The sequence below is a fragment of the Wenjunlia tyrosinilytica genome (assembly GCF_014646055.1).
In the GTDB taxonomy this organism is placed as follows: Bacteria; Actinomycetota; Actinomycetes; order Streptomycetales; family Streptomycetaceae; genus Wenjunlia; species Wenjunlia tyrosinilytica.
Genome location: NZ_BMMS01000030.1, coordinates 60130 through 76221 on the forward strand (window position 1 = coordinate 60130; position 16092 = coordinate 76221).

General features: G+C 69.2%; 13 protein-coding genes and 1 pseudogene. 11 read left to right on the top strand and 3 right to left on the bottom strand.

Annotated features, from left to right (window positions below):
- Nucleotides 1-22 precede the first annotated feature (22 nt).
- Nucleotides 23-595 (bottom strand): PadR family transcriptional regulator, encoded by a 573-nt coding sequence (locus IEY86_RS28150; RefSeq protein WP_189134697.1) that lies wholly within the window; start codon nt 593-595, stop codon nt 23-25.
- 119 nt (nt 596-714) lie between these two features.
- Between IEY86_RS28150 and IEY86_RS28155 the strand changes: the two genes are divergently transcribed.
- The 6 genes from IEY86_RS28155 (at nt 715) to IEY86_RS28180 (ending at nt 9245) form a co-directional block, all read left to right on the top strand.
- Nucleotides 715-1110: a nuclear transport factor 2 family protein gene (locus IEY86_RS28155; RefSeq protein ID WP_189134698.1), complete on the top strand. Its 396-nt coding sequence runs from the start codon at nt 715-717 to the stop codon at nt 1108-1110.
- A complete protein-coding gene (locus IEY86_RS28160; protein ID WP_189134699.1) occupies nt 1103-2584 on the top strand; it encodes a phytoene desaturase family protein in 1482 nt (493 codons plus the stop codon). The genes IEY86_RS28155 and IEY86_RS28160 overlap by 8 nt, the downstream gene beginning before the upstream one ends.
- 25 nt (nt 2585-2609) lie before the next feature.
- Entirely contained in the window at nt 2610-3746 is a 1137-nt protein-coding gene (locus IEY86_RS28165; protein ID WP_229698821.1) for a 2Fe-2S iron-sulfur cluster-binding protein, read from the top strand.
- A gap of 73 nt (nt 3747-3819) precedes the next feature.
- A complete protein-coding gene (locus tag IEY86_RS28170; RefSeq protein ID WP_189134718.1) occupies nt 3820-5445 on the top strand; it encodes an AMP-dependent synthetase/ligase in 1626 nt (541 codons plus the stop codon).
- 228 nt (nt 5446-5673) lie between these two features.
- Nucleotides 5674-7689: an NADPH-dependent 2,4-dienoyl-CoA reductase gene (locus tag IEY86_RS28175; protein ID WP_189134701.1), complete on the top strand. Its 2016-nt coding sequence runs from the start codon at nt 5674-5676 to the stop codon at nt 7687-7689.
- Between the two features lie 92 nt (nt 7690-7781).
- Nucleotides 7782-9245, top strand: coding sequence for a phytoene desaturase family protein (locus tag IEY86_RS28180; RefSeq protein WP_189134702.1), 1464 nt, complete (start codon nt 7782-7784; stop codon nt 9243-9245).
- Between the two features lie 26 nt (nt 9246-9271).
- Here IEY86_RS28180 and IEY86_RS28185 read toward each other — a convergent pair.
- Nucleotides 9272-9534, bottom strand: a pseudogene (locus IEY86_RS28185) (hypothetical protein); the annotation flags it as partial.
- 250 nt (nt 9535-9784) lie between these two features.
- Here IEY86_RS28185 and IEY86_RS28190 point away from each other — a divergent pair.
- From IEY86_RS28190 to IEY86_RS28205, 5 genes are all read left to right on the top strand, one after another.
- Complete coding sequence (locus tag IEY86_RS28190) at nt 9785-10045, top strand: hypothetical protein (RefSeq protein ID WP_229698822.1); 261 nt, start codon at nt 9785-9787, stop codon at nt 10043-10045.
- A gap of 307 nt (nt 10046-10352) precedes the next feature.
- Entirely contained in the window at nt 10353-12101 is a 1749-nt protein-coding gene (locus IEY86_RS28195; RefSeq protein ID WP_229698823.1) for an alpha/beta fold hydrolase, read from the top strand.
- The gene (locus tag IEY86_RS28200; protein WP_189134704.1) at nt 12098-12721 is read left to right on the top strand and encodes a hypothetical protein; all 624 of its coding nucleotides are present in this window, start codon (nt 12098-12100) and stop codon (nt 12719-12721) included. Before IEY86_RS28195 ends, IEY86_RS28200 begins: the two co-directional genes overlap by 4 nt.
- Before the next feature lie 2 nt (nt 12722-12723).
- A complete protein-coding gene (locus tag IEY86_RS37645; protein WP_265805716.1) occupies nt 12724-12846 on the top strand; it encodes a hypothetical protein in 123 nt (40 codons plus the stop codon).
- Between the two features lie 238 nt (nt 12847-13084).
- Nucleotides 13085-14983, top strand: a complete 1899-nt coding sequence (locus IEY86_RS28205; RefSeq protein WP_189134705.1) for an ABC transporter ATP-binding protein — start codon at nt 13085-13087, stop codon at nt 14981-14983.
- A gap of 79 nt (nt 14984-15062) precedes the next feature.
- Here the strand turns inward: IEY86_RS28205 and IEY86_RS28210 are convergent, their stop codons facing one another.
- On the bottom strand, nt 15063-15848 hold the full coding sequence (locus tag IEY86_RS28210) for an MBL fold metallo-hydrolase (protein WP_189134706.1): 786 nt from the start codon (nt 15846-15848) through the stop codon (nt 15063-15065).
- Nucleotides 15849-16092 lie beyond the last annotated feature (244 nt).

Below are 16092 nucleotides of genomic sequence, written 5' to 3' on the forward strand. Positions count from 1 at the left end.
TGGCCTGCACAGCAGGCCGGCCTCATCCGCCGCTGAAGGCCGCGGCACGCTGTTCCAGTCTGTTCAGGGCCATCTCACTCCAATGGAGGTTGTCCCTTTCGAAGGCCATGCCGCGCAGCAGTGTGAGGTAGGGGCCGATGCGCTCGCCGCCGGCGAAGTATTCGTCCTCCGTGCGCCCGTCCAGCAGGCGTTGCTGAAGACGCGTGTAGCGAGCCAGCTTGGCCGTGGCCCATTCCATGCGCTCGGCGATGGCGGATCGCACGGCCTCGATGTCCCCGGCGTCGACGCTCTGTACCTTGACCATCAGCTCGTCCCTGATAGCCGTCGGCTTGCCCGGGGGTTCGGCCGTGTAGGCGCGCACCGCCTCCAATCCGGCCGCGGTGAGGGAGAACAGCCGCTTGTTGGGGCGGCGCTCCTGCTCCACGACGCGGGCCGTGATGAGCCCGTCCCCCTCCATGCGCTCCAGTTCCCTGTAGAGCTGCTGGGGGGTGGCCATCCAGAAGTTGGCGACCGAGGCGTCGAAGCCCTTCGCGAGGTCGTAGCCGGACGCCTCGCCCTCCAGGAGAGCGGCCATCACCGCATTGCGTAGAGCCATGCCCCCAGCCTAGCACTCAGTTGATTAGTCAAAAAACTGCCTAGGGTGTGGACATCTTATGCCGCCGCCCCTAATCTGCGATGCACCTATTCAACTCGTTGACTACACGAGGTGATCTTGTGCACCCCTTCCGCAAGGCCGTCGAAGCAGGCGACATGGACGCGGTCGCCGCCCTCCTTGCCGAGAACGTCGTCTTCACCAGCCCCGCCGTCTTCAAGCCGTATCCGGGCAAGGCGATCACCGCCGCGATCCTGAACGCCGTGTCGCAGGTCTTCGAGGACTTCACCTACATCCGGGAGATCGCGAACCCGGACGGCCGCGACCACGCCTTCGTCTTCACCGCCACCGTGAACGGCAAGCAGCTCACGGGCTGCGACTTCCTCCACTTCGACGAGGACGGCAAGATCGACGACTTCATGGTGATGGTCCGCCCCCTCTCGGCCGCCAAGGCGCTGTCCGAGGCGATGGGCGCGAAGTCCGACGAGATCGCGCGCGAGGCGGGCGGCCATGAGTGACTTCGACGCCGTGGTCATCGGCGCGGGCAACGCCGGACTGACCGCCGCCACCACCCTCCAGCGCGCGGGACTGCGCACGCTGCTGGTGGAGCGCCACAGCATCCCCGGCGGCTGCGCCACCTCGTTCCGGCGGGGCCGCTACGAGTTCGAGGTGGCCCTGCACCAGCTCTCCGGTATCGGGTCGGAGGGCCAGGAGTTCTCCCTGCGGGGTCTGTTCGAGAAGCTGGGCGTCATCGACCGCCTCGACTTCGTCCAGGAGCACGACCTCTACCGGGCCGTCGTGCCCGGCGAGTACGACGTGACGCTGCCCGCGGACTGGGCGGCCGCCGTGGACGTCCTGAGCGATGCCTTCCCGGGCAACCGTGAGCGGGTCGAGCGGTTCTTCCAGCTGGTGAAGGACACCACGATCTGGCAGATGGCCGCCATGCGCGGGCTGCCCCCCGAGCAGGTCGACCCCACCTACTTCCGTCAGGGGCTGCGCCCGCTCAGCGAGGTGCTGGACGACCACTTCGACGACCCCCGGCTGAAGTCGGTCCTCGCCACCTACTGGACCTATGCCGGACAGCCGCCCTCCCGGCTCGCCTTCCAGGACCTGGCGCTGATGCTGTTCGCCTACCTCGAGTTCAAGCCCTGGCACATCAGGGGCGGCTCGCAGGCCATGTCCAGCGCGTTCCTCGACTCGTTCCTCGCGGCGGGCGGCGAGGTCCGCTTCAACACGGCGGTCGAGGCGATCCTGACCGAGCGGGGACGCGCCGTCGGAGTGCGCCTCGACGACGGCCAGGAGGTCTCCGCGCGGGACGTCATCTCCAACGCCTCGCTGCCGCTGACGTACGCCATGCTCGGCGATGCCGTTCCCACGACCGTACGGAACGATCTCGCCACCCGGCGGATCGGCGTGTCGGGCTTCGTCCTGCACATGGGCCTTGACGCCACACCCGCCGAGCTCGGCTTCACCACCAGCACCACCTTCGTCAACGCCGACCTGGACGAGGACCGCCTGCACGCCTCCTGGCACACCCTGGAGCCGGCCCGCGGGATCTGCGTCTCCTCCTACGACGTCGCCCCGATCGGCTTCGCCCCCTCGGGCGCCACGCACGTCAGCCTCATGACGCTCCAGTACGCGGACGCCTGGGACAAGGTCTCGCCCGGCGAGTACGCCCGCGCCAAGTTCGCCTACGCCGAGACACTGCTGGACCGCGTCGAGGTGATCACGCCCGGCATCCGCGACGCCATCGAGGAGGTCGACGTCGCCACCCCGATGACCATGTCCCGCTACCTCGGGCATCCGGGCGGCGCGATCTACGGCTACGACCAGGACCGCACCGAGAACTGGCTCTTCCGCAACAGCGAACGCGAGACCCATGTCCCCGGGCTGCACCTGGCCGGCTCTTGGGTCGCAACGGGTGGCTTCCAGCCGACGCTGGAATCCGGTCACCGGGTCGCTCGCCGCCTGCTGCGCCACCAGGCCGCCTGACCGCACGATCCGACAGGGAGCCCCCGTGACCCACCGCCTCGCCCCTCTCTTCGAGGGCTACACCGACATCCAGGCCGACATCGACGGCCGCCCCGCCGACACCGCCGACCACACCGCGCAGACAAGCCGCACTGTCGCGTCGTACCACCCCCGGCGGCTCGCCCTCACCGTCTCCGGGATCATCACGGAGACCGTCAGCTCCGCCACCTTCCGGCTGCGCCGACCCGACGGCGCGGACCTGCCGCCGTTCCTCGCCGGGCAGTACGTGGGCGTGTTCGCCGACGGCACCAACCGCCCGTACGCCCTGTCCTCCGGCCCGGCGAGCCTCGACCACTGGGACCTGACGGTGCGCCGGGTGCCCGGCGGGCGGATCAGCAACCACCTCATCGACACGCTCGCGGTGGGCGGCACACTCACCACGACCGGGCCGATGGGCACCTTCCACCACAACCCGCTCTTCCACGGCGACGACCTCGTGTTCCTCGCCGGCGGCTCCGGTGTCGTGCCGGCCATGAGCATGATCCGCGACATCCTCGACAACGGACTGGACCGCCGCTTCCATCTGATCTACGGCTCCCGCACGCCCGACGACGTCATCTTCCACGAGGAACTCGACGCCATCGCCGCCGACCACCCGAACATCCGCGTCGACCACGTCATGACCGAACCTGGAAACGGGTGGGCCGGCCCCACCGGCCTGCTGAGCTCCACGCTGATCAAGACCCTCGCGGGTCCGCTCGACCGCCGCATGGTCTACGTGTGCGGCCCCCAGGCCCTGTACCCCTACGCGCTGCGGCAGTTGGAAGAGCTCGGCCACCCCCGCCGCCGGATCCGCTTCGAGGCCAACGGCGCCCCCGCCGACCCCACCCGCCAGGCCCACTGGCCGGCCGACGCGGACCCCGGCGCCGAGGTCACCGTCACCGCCGGCGGTACCTCGTTCCGCACCCCTCGCGGACGGCCCCTGCTGGACGCGCTGGAGGACCAGGGCATCCGACCGGAAGCCGCCTGCCGCTCAGGCGAGTGCGGCCTGTGCCGCGTCCGCGTCCTCAAGGGCACCGTGCACAACGCCGAGGAAGCCCGACTGCGGTTGTCCGACGAGCGGTTCGGCTACACCCACTCCTGCGTCGCCTACCCGGTCACCGACCTCGACCTCGACCTCTGATCCGGTACGGCGGCCGCGTCCCGCGACGCGGCCGCCGTACCGGCCCACCGAAGGAGCCGAGACAACCGTGTCCATGATCGACGCACCCGCCGTCGCCCAGCTGGCCGAGCTGGCGGGTGGAGCCTACGGCCCGCGCACCGCCCTGCGGTTCAAGCGCGCCGGAGCCTGGCACACCCTCAGCTACAGCCAACTCACCGAATCCGTCGACGCGTTCGCGACCGGCCTGCTCGACCTGGGTGTGCTGCCCGGCGATCACGTCGGCATCCTTTCCGACACCCGCCACGAGTGGACCCTGTGCGATCTCGCCGTCGCCCGGGCCGGAGCCGTCAGCATCCCCGTCTACCCCACCAGCACGCTCGACGAGTGCACCTGGGTCCTCACCCACGCCCGTGTCGGCACCGTCGTCTGCGACACCGCCGCCCGCGCCGACATCGCCGCCCAGGTGCCCGGCGTCGACACAGTGCTCGTCTTCGATCCCGAGCCCTCCGCACGGCACCGGGCCTGGGAGGCGTTGCGCACAGCCCCCACCCGGAGCGACCGTGAGCGGCTGCGCGCCATCGCCGAGGAGGTGCGGCCCGACGACCTCGCCACCGTGATCTACACCTCCGGAACCACGGGCCACCCCAAGGGCTGCATGCTCACGCACGCCAACTGGCAGGCCGCCTGCAACGCCAGCACCGCCCTCCTGGAAGGACTTGGTGACGGCGAGGAGGTCTACCTCCATCTGCCGCTGGCGCACGTGATGTCCCGCAGCATCCAATACATCACGCTCACCCGCGGTGCGGCCCTCGCCTACTTCGGCGGGGACATCCGCGACGTCATCACGGAACTCGGCGAGATCCGGCCCACGGTCCTGCCGTCGGTACCCAGGCTGTTCGAGAAGGCATACACCGCCGTCCGGGACCTGCCGCCCGAGGCCGTCGCCAAGGCGGTCGGCGGACGCATCCGGCTCGCCGTCACCGGGGCTGCCCCCATGGCCCGGGAAGTCTTCGACTTCTTCGCCTCCTGCGGTATCCCGGTCCTGGACGCCTACGGGATGACCGAGTCCAGCGCGCTGATGACCGCGAACCGCCCGGACGACCACCGTCCCGGCACCGTTGGCCGCCCCCTTCCGGGCGTGGAGATACGCATCTCCGAAGAGGGCGAGATCCTCAGCCGGGGATCGGGTGTTTTCGCCGGATACCTCCACGACCCGGAGGCGACGAGTGAAACCCTGGCCGACGGCTGGCTCCACACCGGCGACCTCGGCGAGCTCGACGCCGACGGCTATCTGACGATCACGGGCCGCAAGAAGGAACTCATCATCACCGCCACGGGCAAGAACATTGCGCCGGCCGCCCTGGAGAACGGCCTGCGGGAAAGCCCCTGGATCTCCCAGGCCGTCATGGTCGGGGACCGCCGGCCCCATGCCGCCGTCCTCGTCACCCTCGACCCCGACGCCATCAGCGCCTGGGCCGCCAACCGCGGCTTACCGGCCGACCTGCCCCAACTCGCCCGGCACGCCGACGTCCTGGCCCTGATTCAGGCCGAACTCGACCGCGTCAACGCCCGCTTCGCCCCCGCCATCCGCGCCCGCGCGTTCACCGTCCTCGACCACGACTTCACGATCGAGGACGGCACCCTCACTCCCACGCTCAAGGTCCGTCGCACGGCAGTGGCGCAACGCTACGGCGACGCGATCGATGCTCTGTACGGCTGAGTACGGGGCCACAGGCGGGCGACGCCCTCGATCCCGGCCGCCCGGCGGACACCACCGTGCCTGCGGTCGCCTCCGAGGTGCTCGAACCGCTCGACGCCCCGGATGGATCAACATGGCCCTGCCACGCGATGCGGGCGGGGAGGGCATGCCGCGGATCCTCGGCAACGCGGTGACCGAGACGCCAACCGGCCTTCTACAACAGGCAACACCGCGCAAGGAGATGCTCGGATGAACGAGTACCCGCACCTGCTGAGCCCGCTCGACCTGGGCTTCACCACGCTGCCCAACCGCGTCCTCATGGGCTCGATGCACGTCGGCCTGGAGGAAGCCGAGCGGGGCTTCGAGCGCATGGCGGCGTTCTACGCGGCCCGGGCCCGCGGCGCGGTGGGCCTGATCGTCACCGGCGGCATCGCACCCAACGAGGTCGGACGCCCGTACGAGGGCGGCGCCAAGCTCACCACCGGCGCGGAGGCCGAGCAGCACCGGGCCGTCACCGAGGCCGTGCACCGCGAGGGCGGCCGGATCGCGATGCAGATCCTGCACTTCGGCCGGTACGCCTACCATCAGGACCTGGTCGCGCCGAGCCCCGTCCAGGCACCGATCAGCTTGTTCCCACCCCGCGAGATGACCGACGCCGAGGTCGAGCAGACCATCGACGACTACGCCCGCGCCGCCCGCCTGGCCCGGCAGGCCGGCTACGACGGCGTCGAGATCATGGGCTCCGAGGGCTACCTGATCAATGAGTTCATCGCCGCCCCGACCAACCACCGCACCGACCGCTGGGGCGGCTCGTACGAGAACCGCATGCGGTTCCCCGTCGAGATCGTCCGGCGGGTGCGCGAGGCCGTCGGCGAGGACTTCATCATCGTCTACCGGCTGTCCATGCTGGACCTCGTCCCGGGCGGCTCCACGTTCGACGAGGTGATCACGCTCGCCAAGGCTGTCGAGGCCGCCGGAGCCACCATCATCAACACCGGCATCGGCTGGCACGAGGCCCGCATCCCCACCATCGCCGCCTCGGTACCGCGCGGCGCGTACACATGGGTGACGAACAAGCTCATGGGCCAGGTCTCGGTCCCGCTCGTCACCACCAACCGCATCAACACTCCCGAACTCGCTGAGGAGCTGCTGGCCTCCGGCTGCGCGGACATGGTGTCCATGGCCCGGCCCATGCTCGCCGATCCCGACTTCGTCGCCAAGGCCGCCGCGGGGAAGCCGGAGGCCATCAACACCTGCATCGGCTGCAACCAGGCCTGCCTCGACCACACCTTCAGCGGCCGGATCACCTCCTGCCTGGTCAACCCGCGCGCCTGCCACGAGACCGAGCTGCTCCTGTCCCCGACCCGACTGCGCAAGCGTGTCGCCGTCGTGGGGGCCGGCCCCGCGGGCCTCGCATGCTCCGTGAGCGCGGCCGAACGCGGCCACGACGTCGCCCTGTTCGACGCCGCGAGCGAGATCGGCGGCCAGCTCAACATCGCCCTCAAGATCCCCGGCAAGCAGGAGTTCGCCGAGACCATCCGCTACTTCCGCCACCAGCTCGACGTGCACGGCGTGGACGTGCGGCTGAACACCTGGGTGTCCGCCGAGGACCTCGCGGGCTACGACGAGGTCGTAGTCGCCACCGGCGTTACCCCGCGCACCCCCGACATCCCCGGCATCGACCACCCGAGCGTCGTCGGCTACCTCGACGTGCTGCGTGACGGCGCCCCCGTCGGCGACCGTGTCGCCGTCCTCGGCGCGGGCGGCATCGGCTTCGACGTCGCCGAGTTCCTCACCGACGGCGGCGACAAGGCGAGCGAGGACCCGGCGACGTACTTCCGCACCTGGGGCGTCGACATGGGCCACAGCACTCCCGGCGGCCTCGCCGCCCCCGAACGGCCCGCCCCGCCGCGCACCGTCCACCTCCTCCAGCGCAAGCCCACCAAGGTCGGCGCGGGCCTCGGCAGGACCACCGGCTGGATCCACCGCACCGAGCTCAAGCACCGGGGCGTGACGATGGTTCCGGGTGTGCGCTACGACCGTATCGACGACGCCGGACTGCATGTCATTGTCGGTGAGCGCAGCACGGTCCTGGCCGTCGACACGATCGTGCTGTGCACCGGGCAGGAGCCACGCCGCGACCTGTACGAGGAGCTCATCGCCGCAGGCCGCGGCGCCCACCTGATCGGCGGCGCCGATGTGGCCGCCGAACTGGACGCCAAGCGGGCCGTCAAGCAGGGCACCGAGCTGGCGGCGGCGCTCTGAGCCAGTCCCGCTGTCCGAACAGTGCGGCCCCGGCTCGCCGGTAAGTAGTTCTGCGAATGGTGCTGTCCAGGCGCGCCTTTTAGGGTTGGTTCGTGAGTACGGCAATCGTGGTGGGCAGCGGCCCCAATGGTCTGGCCGCTGCTGTTTCGCTCGCTCGAGAGGGCGTGGAGGTCACCGTCCTGGAGGCTGCCGACACGATCGGCGGCGGCACGCGTTCCAGCGAACTGACACCAGGCCTCCTGCACGACCACTGCTCGGCCACCCACCCGATGGCCGTGGGTTCACCATTCCTGCGCACCCTTGATCTGGATCGCTACGGCTTGCGCTGGTGCCTTCCGGAGATCGACTGCGTGCATCCGCTGGACTCCGGTGACGCCGGCGTCCTGCACCGGTCCGTGCGGGATACGGCCCGGGGCTTGGGCGGTCTGGACGGGCGGCTGTGGCAGTGGATGTTCGGCACCCTCGCCGACGGCTACGACAGGCTCGCCGAGGACGTCATGGGTCCGCTCCTGCACGTGCCGAAGCATCCGCTGGGTTTCGGCAGGTTCGGGTTGCAGGCGCTGTTGCCCGTCGGCGCCGTGGCCGGGCTGTGGCGCTCCGCGCGTGCCCGCGCCCTGTTCGCAGGGGTGGCAGCACATGCGTTCCGGCCGTTCCACCGTCCGGCCACCGCCGGCGTGGGCCTGTTGATCGTCGCTGCCGGACACCGTTATGGCTGGCCCGTGGCCGCGGGCGGTTCCCGGGCGATCACTGACGCGCTTGCTGCCCTTCTCGCCGATCTCGGCGGCAGGACAGAGACCGGCGTCCTCGTGCGCTCCATGGCGCAGCTGCCCTCGGCCGATGCAGTCCTCTTCGACCTTGCCCCGCGTGCGGTCGCCGACATCGTGGGCGACCGGCTGCCCGGGCGGGTCGCACGCGCCTACCGCCGCTTCCGCCATGGACCCGGCGCCTTCAAGGTCGACTTCGCGGTCGAGGGCGGCGTCCCGTGGAGCAACGAGGCGGCCCGCCGGGCCGGCACCGTCCATCTGGGAGGCACCTACGCGGAGATCGCCCGAACCGAGCGTATGATCCACGTCGGCCGAATGCCCGAGCGCCCCTTCGTGCTCGTCGGCCAGCAGTATCTGGCCGACCCGCAGCGATCCAACGGCAACATCCACCCGGTCTGGACCTACGCGCACGTACCACACGGCTACGACGGAGACGCGACGGAGGCGATCATCCGTCAAATAGAGCGATTCGCTCCCGGGTTCCGCGAGCGGGTCCATGGCATGGCCGTCCGCTCGACGGCCGCCTTCGAAGCGTACAACGCGAACTACGTCGGCGGCGACATCGTCACGGGGGCGAACACCGTCGCCCAACTCGTCATGCGCCCCCGCCTCGCCCTCGATCCCTACAGCACGGGCGTGCCGGGCATGTTCATCTGCTCCGCGGCGTCACCGCCCGGGGCCGGCGCCCACGGCATGTGCGGAGCGAACGCCGCCGCATCGGCCCTGCGATATCTCGGCCGAGGGCACGGAAAGTCCGGCCGCACCGCGGGACCGCGGTCCGCGCAAAGCTGAAGCGTGTTGCAGAAGGCCGTGGTCAGGGCCCTGCGGTCGTCGCGGTTGCCGGGCAGAGGTCGGCCGACGCGACGACGAGTCAGGTGCCGGCGTCGATGACGACCTGGTGGTCGGGGGAGTACCGGGCAGACTCCGCGGCCGTCCCCCGCCGAACCTCGTCCGCACCCTCACGCCGCAATGCGACGATCAGCACCCCGAACAGGCACCGGCTCAGCCCGGTGAACGGGGCTGTCCAGGACGGCTCCGACGCCGTGAAACGCACCAGCCGCGGCAAGATCGCCCCGCCCATTTCCAGCAGTCGCGGGACAGCCCTCAATCAGTTACGAAGCGTGCCGGCGCGAATACGTTAGTCGGGGTCCGAGTGGCGTGATTTTGAGTAGCTCCCGAATCGCTCTGCGTAATGGATAAATGGGAACGCTCTCACGCAGGTTTAGGTATTTTTCTCAATACAGGAAAGGGCGGCGATCGGGCATGGTTGTCCCCACGAGAGCGCCAGAGCATTAGGGCTCCGGTGCTCGCTTCCGAAGGGAAAATTGCGGATGAGTAGCATCACGAAGGCAGTGGACAGTTTGAACCTCCCTGTGGAGGGCGCGATCTTCACCTCCGCCCGCCCCACCATGGGCCCCGCGATCGGGCGGGGAATCGTTCGCGCGAGCTCGGCCCTGGCGAATGTGACCCAGGCCGCTGCCGGTGCTGCCGGGATCGCCGCCAACGTCTGCGCGGTACAGGCGAACCAGGCCGTCGCGGCCCAGGCGAACCAGGCCGTCGCGGCCAACCAGGCTGCCGCCAACGGTGGCTGACCGGCCCCTTCGCCTGAAATGTGTGGGCTGATGACAGCCGACAGAGAAAGTGCATGAAGCTGCCGGGCCAAAGGTGTGTTTTGGCCCGGCAGCGCATCAGATGACACCAATGCTTCTGCAAGCTATCACGAACCGAGGTCCCGTGGAATTTCCTCGAAAACTTCCAGTCAGAGTGCCCGGGAAAATCACCTCTGCGGTTTTCGGCTCCGCTCCGATCAGCCGACAACGCGCCATGGGTGTGTCCGAGCGGCTGGCCGCCGCGACAAGTTTGACCTCGTCTCTCGAGATTCTGACGCAACGCGGCACGATGGACAAGGGAGGCTTGGCCGACTGGGACATCACCAAGGATTCCCTGACCGGGTCCAGCCCCCTGGTCCGTCGCATGATCAACGGGGTCAGCGGGCCGAGGACCACGACCGTTCTGCATGTCGGGCGCGTCGCGGTCTGCGTCGGCATGCTGCTGCCCGGCAACTCTCGCTGGCGGGGCGTGGGCAGCCTCTACCTCGGCGCCACCTCCGCTTTGCTCGGCCCCCGCCATCACTATGGAGGCGAGGGCTCCGACCAGGTGGCGACGCTGGTGCAGGTCGCCACCGGCACCGCTCGCCTGGTGCCTTCCCCGGCGGCAAAGGATGCCTTGCTGTGGTACGTCGCTCTCCAGGCCAACCTGTCCTACACGGTCTCCGGTTGGGTCAAGCTCCTGGGCCGGCCCTGGCGCGACGCCTCCGCTCTCGGTGGCGTGATGCGCACCCGCACCTATGGTCACGAGGGCATGTTCCGGTGGACCCAGGAACATCCCCGAGCCGCCAAGCTGCTCACCCACGGGGTGCTGGCGCTGGAATGCCTCTTCCCTCTCGCCTACCTGCGGGACGGCAAGCTGACTCGCCCCGTCATCGCGAGTGCTGCGGCCTTCCACCTGGCCAATGGCTACTTCATGGGTCTTGGCCGGTTCGCCACCGCCTTCCCCTCGATGCACCCGCTGGTCGCCTACACCTCCGCCCCCCGCACCCACCCGGCCGTCGCCGGACGCGACGACCGCGCCGTGCCGGCCGCGTTCGCCCTGCTCGCAGGAGGTGTGGCCGCCGCTGTCGGCACCGCGGTGCAACGGCGCCTGCGCGTAACGGAGGGCTGGCACACCTCACGCACTCTGACCACCCGCCACAAGAACCAACTGCAGTACGAGGTGTACTCACCCGGCGACGACCGGCAGCCGGTCGTCGTCCTCGCCAGCGGACTTCTCTCCACCAGCGAGCACTATGCCTGGATCGCCCAGCGCCTGTGTCACGAGACCAGGTACGGGGTCATCACCTACGCCCGTGCCGGATACGCCGGAAGCCGCCGCAAGGCTGCCACCCCCTTCTACCTGTCGGAGTCCGTCGACGACCTCGTAGATCTGGTGAACGGAGCGGTCGCCCCGCACCGCAAGGTGATCCTGATCGGACACTCGATCGGCGGGGAACTGGCACGCCGTGCCGCCCTGGTCCTCGGCGACCGCATCCATGGCATCGCCTACTTGGACTCCTCCCACCCGGACCAGTTCAACCGCGCCGGGAACACGGTGGCCAAGCCCCTGGCCGGCCACTTCACCGCCATGAGCCGGGCGCTGCGCCTGGGCACGGGCATCCTCCTCAACCGTCCGGCCGGGATCGGTGAACTGCCGCAGAACTATCAGAAGAAGGCCTTCGCCCAGTACGCGGATTCGCGCATGTGGGAGGCCGCACGCCGCGAGTGGAAGGCTGTCCAGGACGATTTCCGGACCTTTTCGGGGCAACTGGGCAGGATCACGGGCGTTCCAGGCCTCGTGATCTCCGCCCAGCGAACCGTGGACCGCAGTCCCGAACAGCTGCTCATGCACAGGGAACTGGCCGACGCCCACGTCGGTGCACCCACCGAGTGCGCGGTGATCGAGGGCGCGTCGCACGAGGGCCTGCTGGTCAACAACCGCTACGCAAACCAGGTGACGGATCGCGTCATCTCCTTCTTCGGTGACCTGGACCAGCGTTCCAAAGCCACCGGACCCGACCGCTTCGTCACCTTGAAGAAGGAGGCCCTCAAGTGACAGCTCTCTCACCGCTGCGCTCGTTGACGGGCGAGGGCGCCTCATGGCGGATCGCCGGAGCCGCCATGCTGCTTCTCACCCTCGCTGGTCAGCATCCCCTCCAGCAATTCACCCGGGCCAGGCGCGCGGACATCTGCTCGCTGCTGCCCAACTGGCGGTTCTTCGCACCGATGCCCGCCATGTGCGACTACCACCTCCTGTACCGCACGGTTGACGTGGGCGGCACGGCTTCGCCGTGGTGCGACGCGAGCGGCGTCGAGGACCGAAAGCCCCTGCACCTCCTCTGGTTCCCCACCCGCCGTGCCGACAAGGCCGTCTTCGACGCCTGCCAGCACATTCTGCCGATCCTCGAGGAGGGCTTCGAGACCGCCGCCCATACCCCCCCGTACCGCCTGGTCACCGAGTGCGTGCGCGCCCGCATCACATCCCAGGGCGAATCGGTCCGCGCGGTCGCCGGCTTCCAGTTCGCGCTGGCCACCGGTACCGGATACGACACGCGCCACAAGCCTGAGATCTACTTCACCTCCCCGTACATCCCCCTCGATCCGCAGGGTCCGACCACGCCCCTGCGTGCTCCGAGCACTCCTCCGGCTCGCGCCAAGGCGTCCGTGAGGAGTTGACGGTGTTCATCAACCCCTACTTGGTGATCGCCGGCGCGACGTTCCTGGTCTCCTGCGTCAGTGCGGTCATGATGTTCGTCGACGTCCGGCGAGAAGCGAAACGCGGGGGGAGGTACACCAAATGACCCTGATCTGCCCGATCGCGATACCCGAGCCGTCTGCGCGGTACCGGCGCCACCTCGGATGGGAGGAGGCAGGCGGCTTCCGCGCCGGCACCGCGGTTCCCCGGACGGCCACACCCGCGCAGCCCGACCATTGCCTCCCAGCGGCCGCTGCGCACGAGTGCCTGCGGGACCGGCCATCCGGCCGGTCGGACGGCGCAAGGCCACCGCTGCGCCTCTTCCCCCACGTCAAGGGCGCGGCATGAGCGACTGGACAGCCGGACGGGGGAGGCACCACCGCTCGCGCAAGCCTGTCAGTCTGGCGAAGGAGCAGGAGCAGGGCAACGGGCCGGCACGGGGCCGAGCCCTGCACCGGGCGGTCCCCCAGCTCCATCTGCACCTGCTGTCGGGCAAGGGCGCCCGACCATGGCGAGCCTTGGGCAGACACCGTCGATTGATCGTGCTCGGCACATTGATCGGGCTGATGAGCGCCGCGACGTCCTTGGCCCAGCCCGCGGTCATCGGCGGGCTGGTCACCGCCGTGCAGGAGCACCGCCCGATAAAGGGGCCGATACTTTTCGGCGCGGCACTGTTCATCACCGACGCCATCCTCAACGCGCTCCATTCGTACGCGATCGGGCTGGCGGGGGAGAACATCGTCTTCGACATCCGCAACACCCTGGCGTCCCGGCTGCTGCGCTCCCGTTTCCGGGCGTACACCGGTTGGGAAGAAGGCGATGTGTTCGCCCGGTTGGTCAGCGACACCATCATCGCCCGCTCCGCGATGACGCGTGCGATCGACGACGTCATCAACAGCGGCTTTCTGGTCATCGGAGGGGTCGGACTGATGGCCTGGGTCGATCCGGTGCTGCTCGCCGCCACGCTCATCTGCCTCGGCGTCACCAGTGTGGTCTCGCTTCTGCTGGCGCGGGGGGTGCGGCGGGTGTCGGTGCGCAACCAGACGGACAACGGCAATTTCGGCTCCGCCTTGCTGCGGGTGCTCAGCGCATTGCCGACCGTGAAGGCCTCCCGGGCCGAGGCCCGGGAGGCGGAGGGCATCGAGTCCATCGCCAAGGAAGCCCGAAAGTCCGGGATCCAGCTGACGGTCCTGTCGTCGCTGCTGGACCCGACCATGAGTATCGGCACCCAGCTCGCCCTGAGCGTGGTCATCGGCCTGGGCGCGGCCCGCACCGCCAGCGGGGCGATGGAGCCGGCCGACCTGACGGCGTTCATTCTGTATCTCTTCTACCTGGTGGCCCCGCTGCTGACGTTGTTCACGGCGATCGCCCAGTTCCAGATCGGCAGAGCGTCGATCGAGCGCCTGGCCGAACTCGGCATGATCGAAGTGGAGACGGACCGGCAGGCCGACCGGACAGCAGGCCGGACGAGGATCGCCCCATTCCTGGCGAACGGGTATGAAGCCGGGATGGTCTTCGACCGGGTCTGCTTCTCCTATCCCCGCAGTGACAAGGTCGTTCTCGACCAGGTCTCCTTCACCGTTGCCTCCGATGGGCTCACCGCCATTGTGGGGCCGTCCGGCGGAGGCAAGAGCACCGTCTTTCAGCTCATCGAGCGCCTGTACGACCCCGTGTCCGGGGCGATCCGCATCGACGGCGTCGACATCGCCGACATGCCGCTCAATCAGCTGAGATCCGTCGTCGGCTACGTCGATCAGGACCACACCCTGCTGCGCGGCACCATCCGGGACAACCTCACGTATTCGGCACCGTACGCCGGGGACAAGGACATAGCCGAGGCGCTGCGGATGGCGAACCTCTCCGAGGTGATCGCGGCCCTGCCGAACGGACTGGAAACCGAACTCGGCGACCGCGGCGCCGGCCTCTCCGGCGGTCAGCGGCAGCGCCTGGCCATCGCCCGTACCCTGCTGCAGACCCCGAGATTCCTGCTCCTGGACGAGGCCACCGCGAATCTCGACAGTGAATCGGAAAAAGCATTGCGGGACAGCATCGCCGCAATCTCCGAATTCTGTGCGGTGATCGCCATCGCGCACCGCATGTCCACCATAACCCAGGCCCGGCAGATCATTGTTATGGAGGAGGGGAAGGTACAGGCTGTCGGTACACATGCCGAACTGAACGAGCGCAATGTTCTCTATCGCAGGTTGGCCAAGCTGCAGGAACTCAGCGACGTCGCATCCTGAGAGCGTGCCTGGGATCTGCCGACGGGCTTTCGCGGGTGTGGCTCGTTGAGTGATGTGTGAGTGCCGACCGGCGGCGGTGCTACGCACCGGAGAGCATCTTCTCGAACAGAGTGGGGTCATGGGCGTTGAAGATCACCAGGTCGGGTTCCGCGCGCCGGTACAGCTCGGCGAGGCGGGCGTGGTTGTCGCGGACCTTGTCCGCGTCGTACGCCACGACGGCCTCCGAGCGGCGCAGAGCAGCGGGCACCGGGGTGCGGCCGTCGAGTGTGCCGTGGTGGTAGAAGGAGTCGCCGGCGTGCAGGATCCACCGGCCGCCGGTGTCCACCGCGATGCAGGCATGGCCGCGGGTGTGGCCGGGTAGCGAGACCATGACGATCCCCGGGGCGACGGCGTCGAGTTCCTTGGCCTGGGCGAACCCACGCCACTTCTCGCCGTCCGGCCGGTGCTCGACGATCTTCGGGCCGTGCGCCCACTGGGCCGGGCGGTATCGATTCCTCTCCCGCAGGGATGGGGAGATCACCGAGCCGAGTACCTCGGCGGCGGTGGCGTGCACCGTGGCATGCGGGAAGTCGGACAGGCCGCCAATGTGGTCCGCGTCGAAGTGAGTCAGGACGATGTGCCGGACGTCCTCCCGGCGGAAGCCGAGCCGTTCGACCTGCCGGGCGGCGGTCTCCTCGGCGTCGAGGCTCGGCCGGGTCAAGAACCGGACCGGCCCCACACGCCGCCGGGGGTGTGCGACATCGTCCAGGCCGTAGCCGGAGTCCACCAGGACCAGGCCGTTCGCGGTCTCCATGAGGAGGACGTGGCAGACCAGGCGGAGTCCCGGCGGTTGCATGCTGCCGCAGTTGAGGTGGTGCACCTTCACAGCAGGACCGCCCTACGAGTGTTGAGGAGCGTGGGATGGGGTGGCGCCCCGACCCCTTTGAGGACACGAAGCGGGCCACGGCCCAACTGGCCGTCAGCGGCACGGCTCGGCCGGGTGGGGCAGGGTCACCAGGTCGCGGGTGACAGTGGACGTTGACCGAGCGGCGCCCGCCATCGCGCGGCGGAGTTCGGCCGACCCCGAAGTCAGGTCCGCGACGACGGCACCGGGGGTATCGACGTCGTCG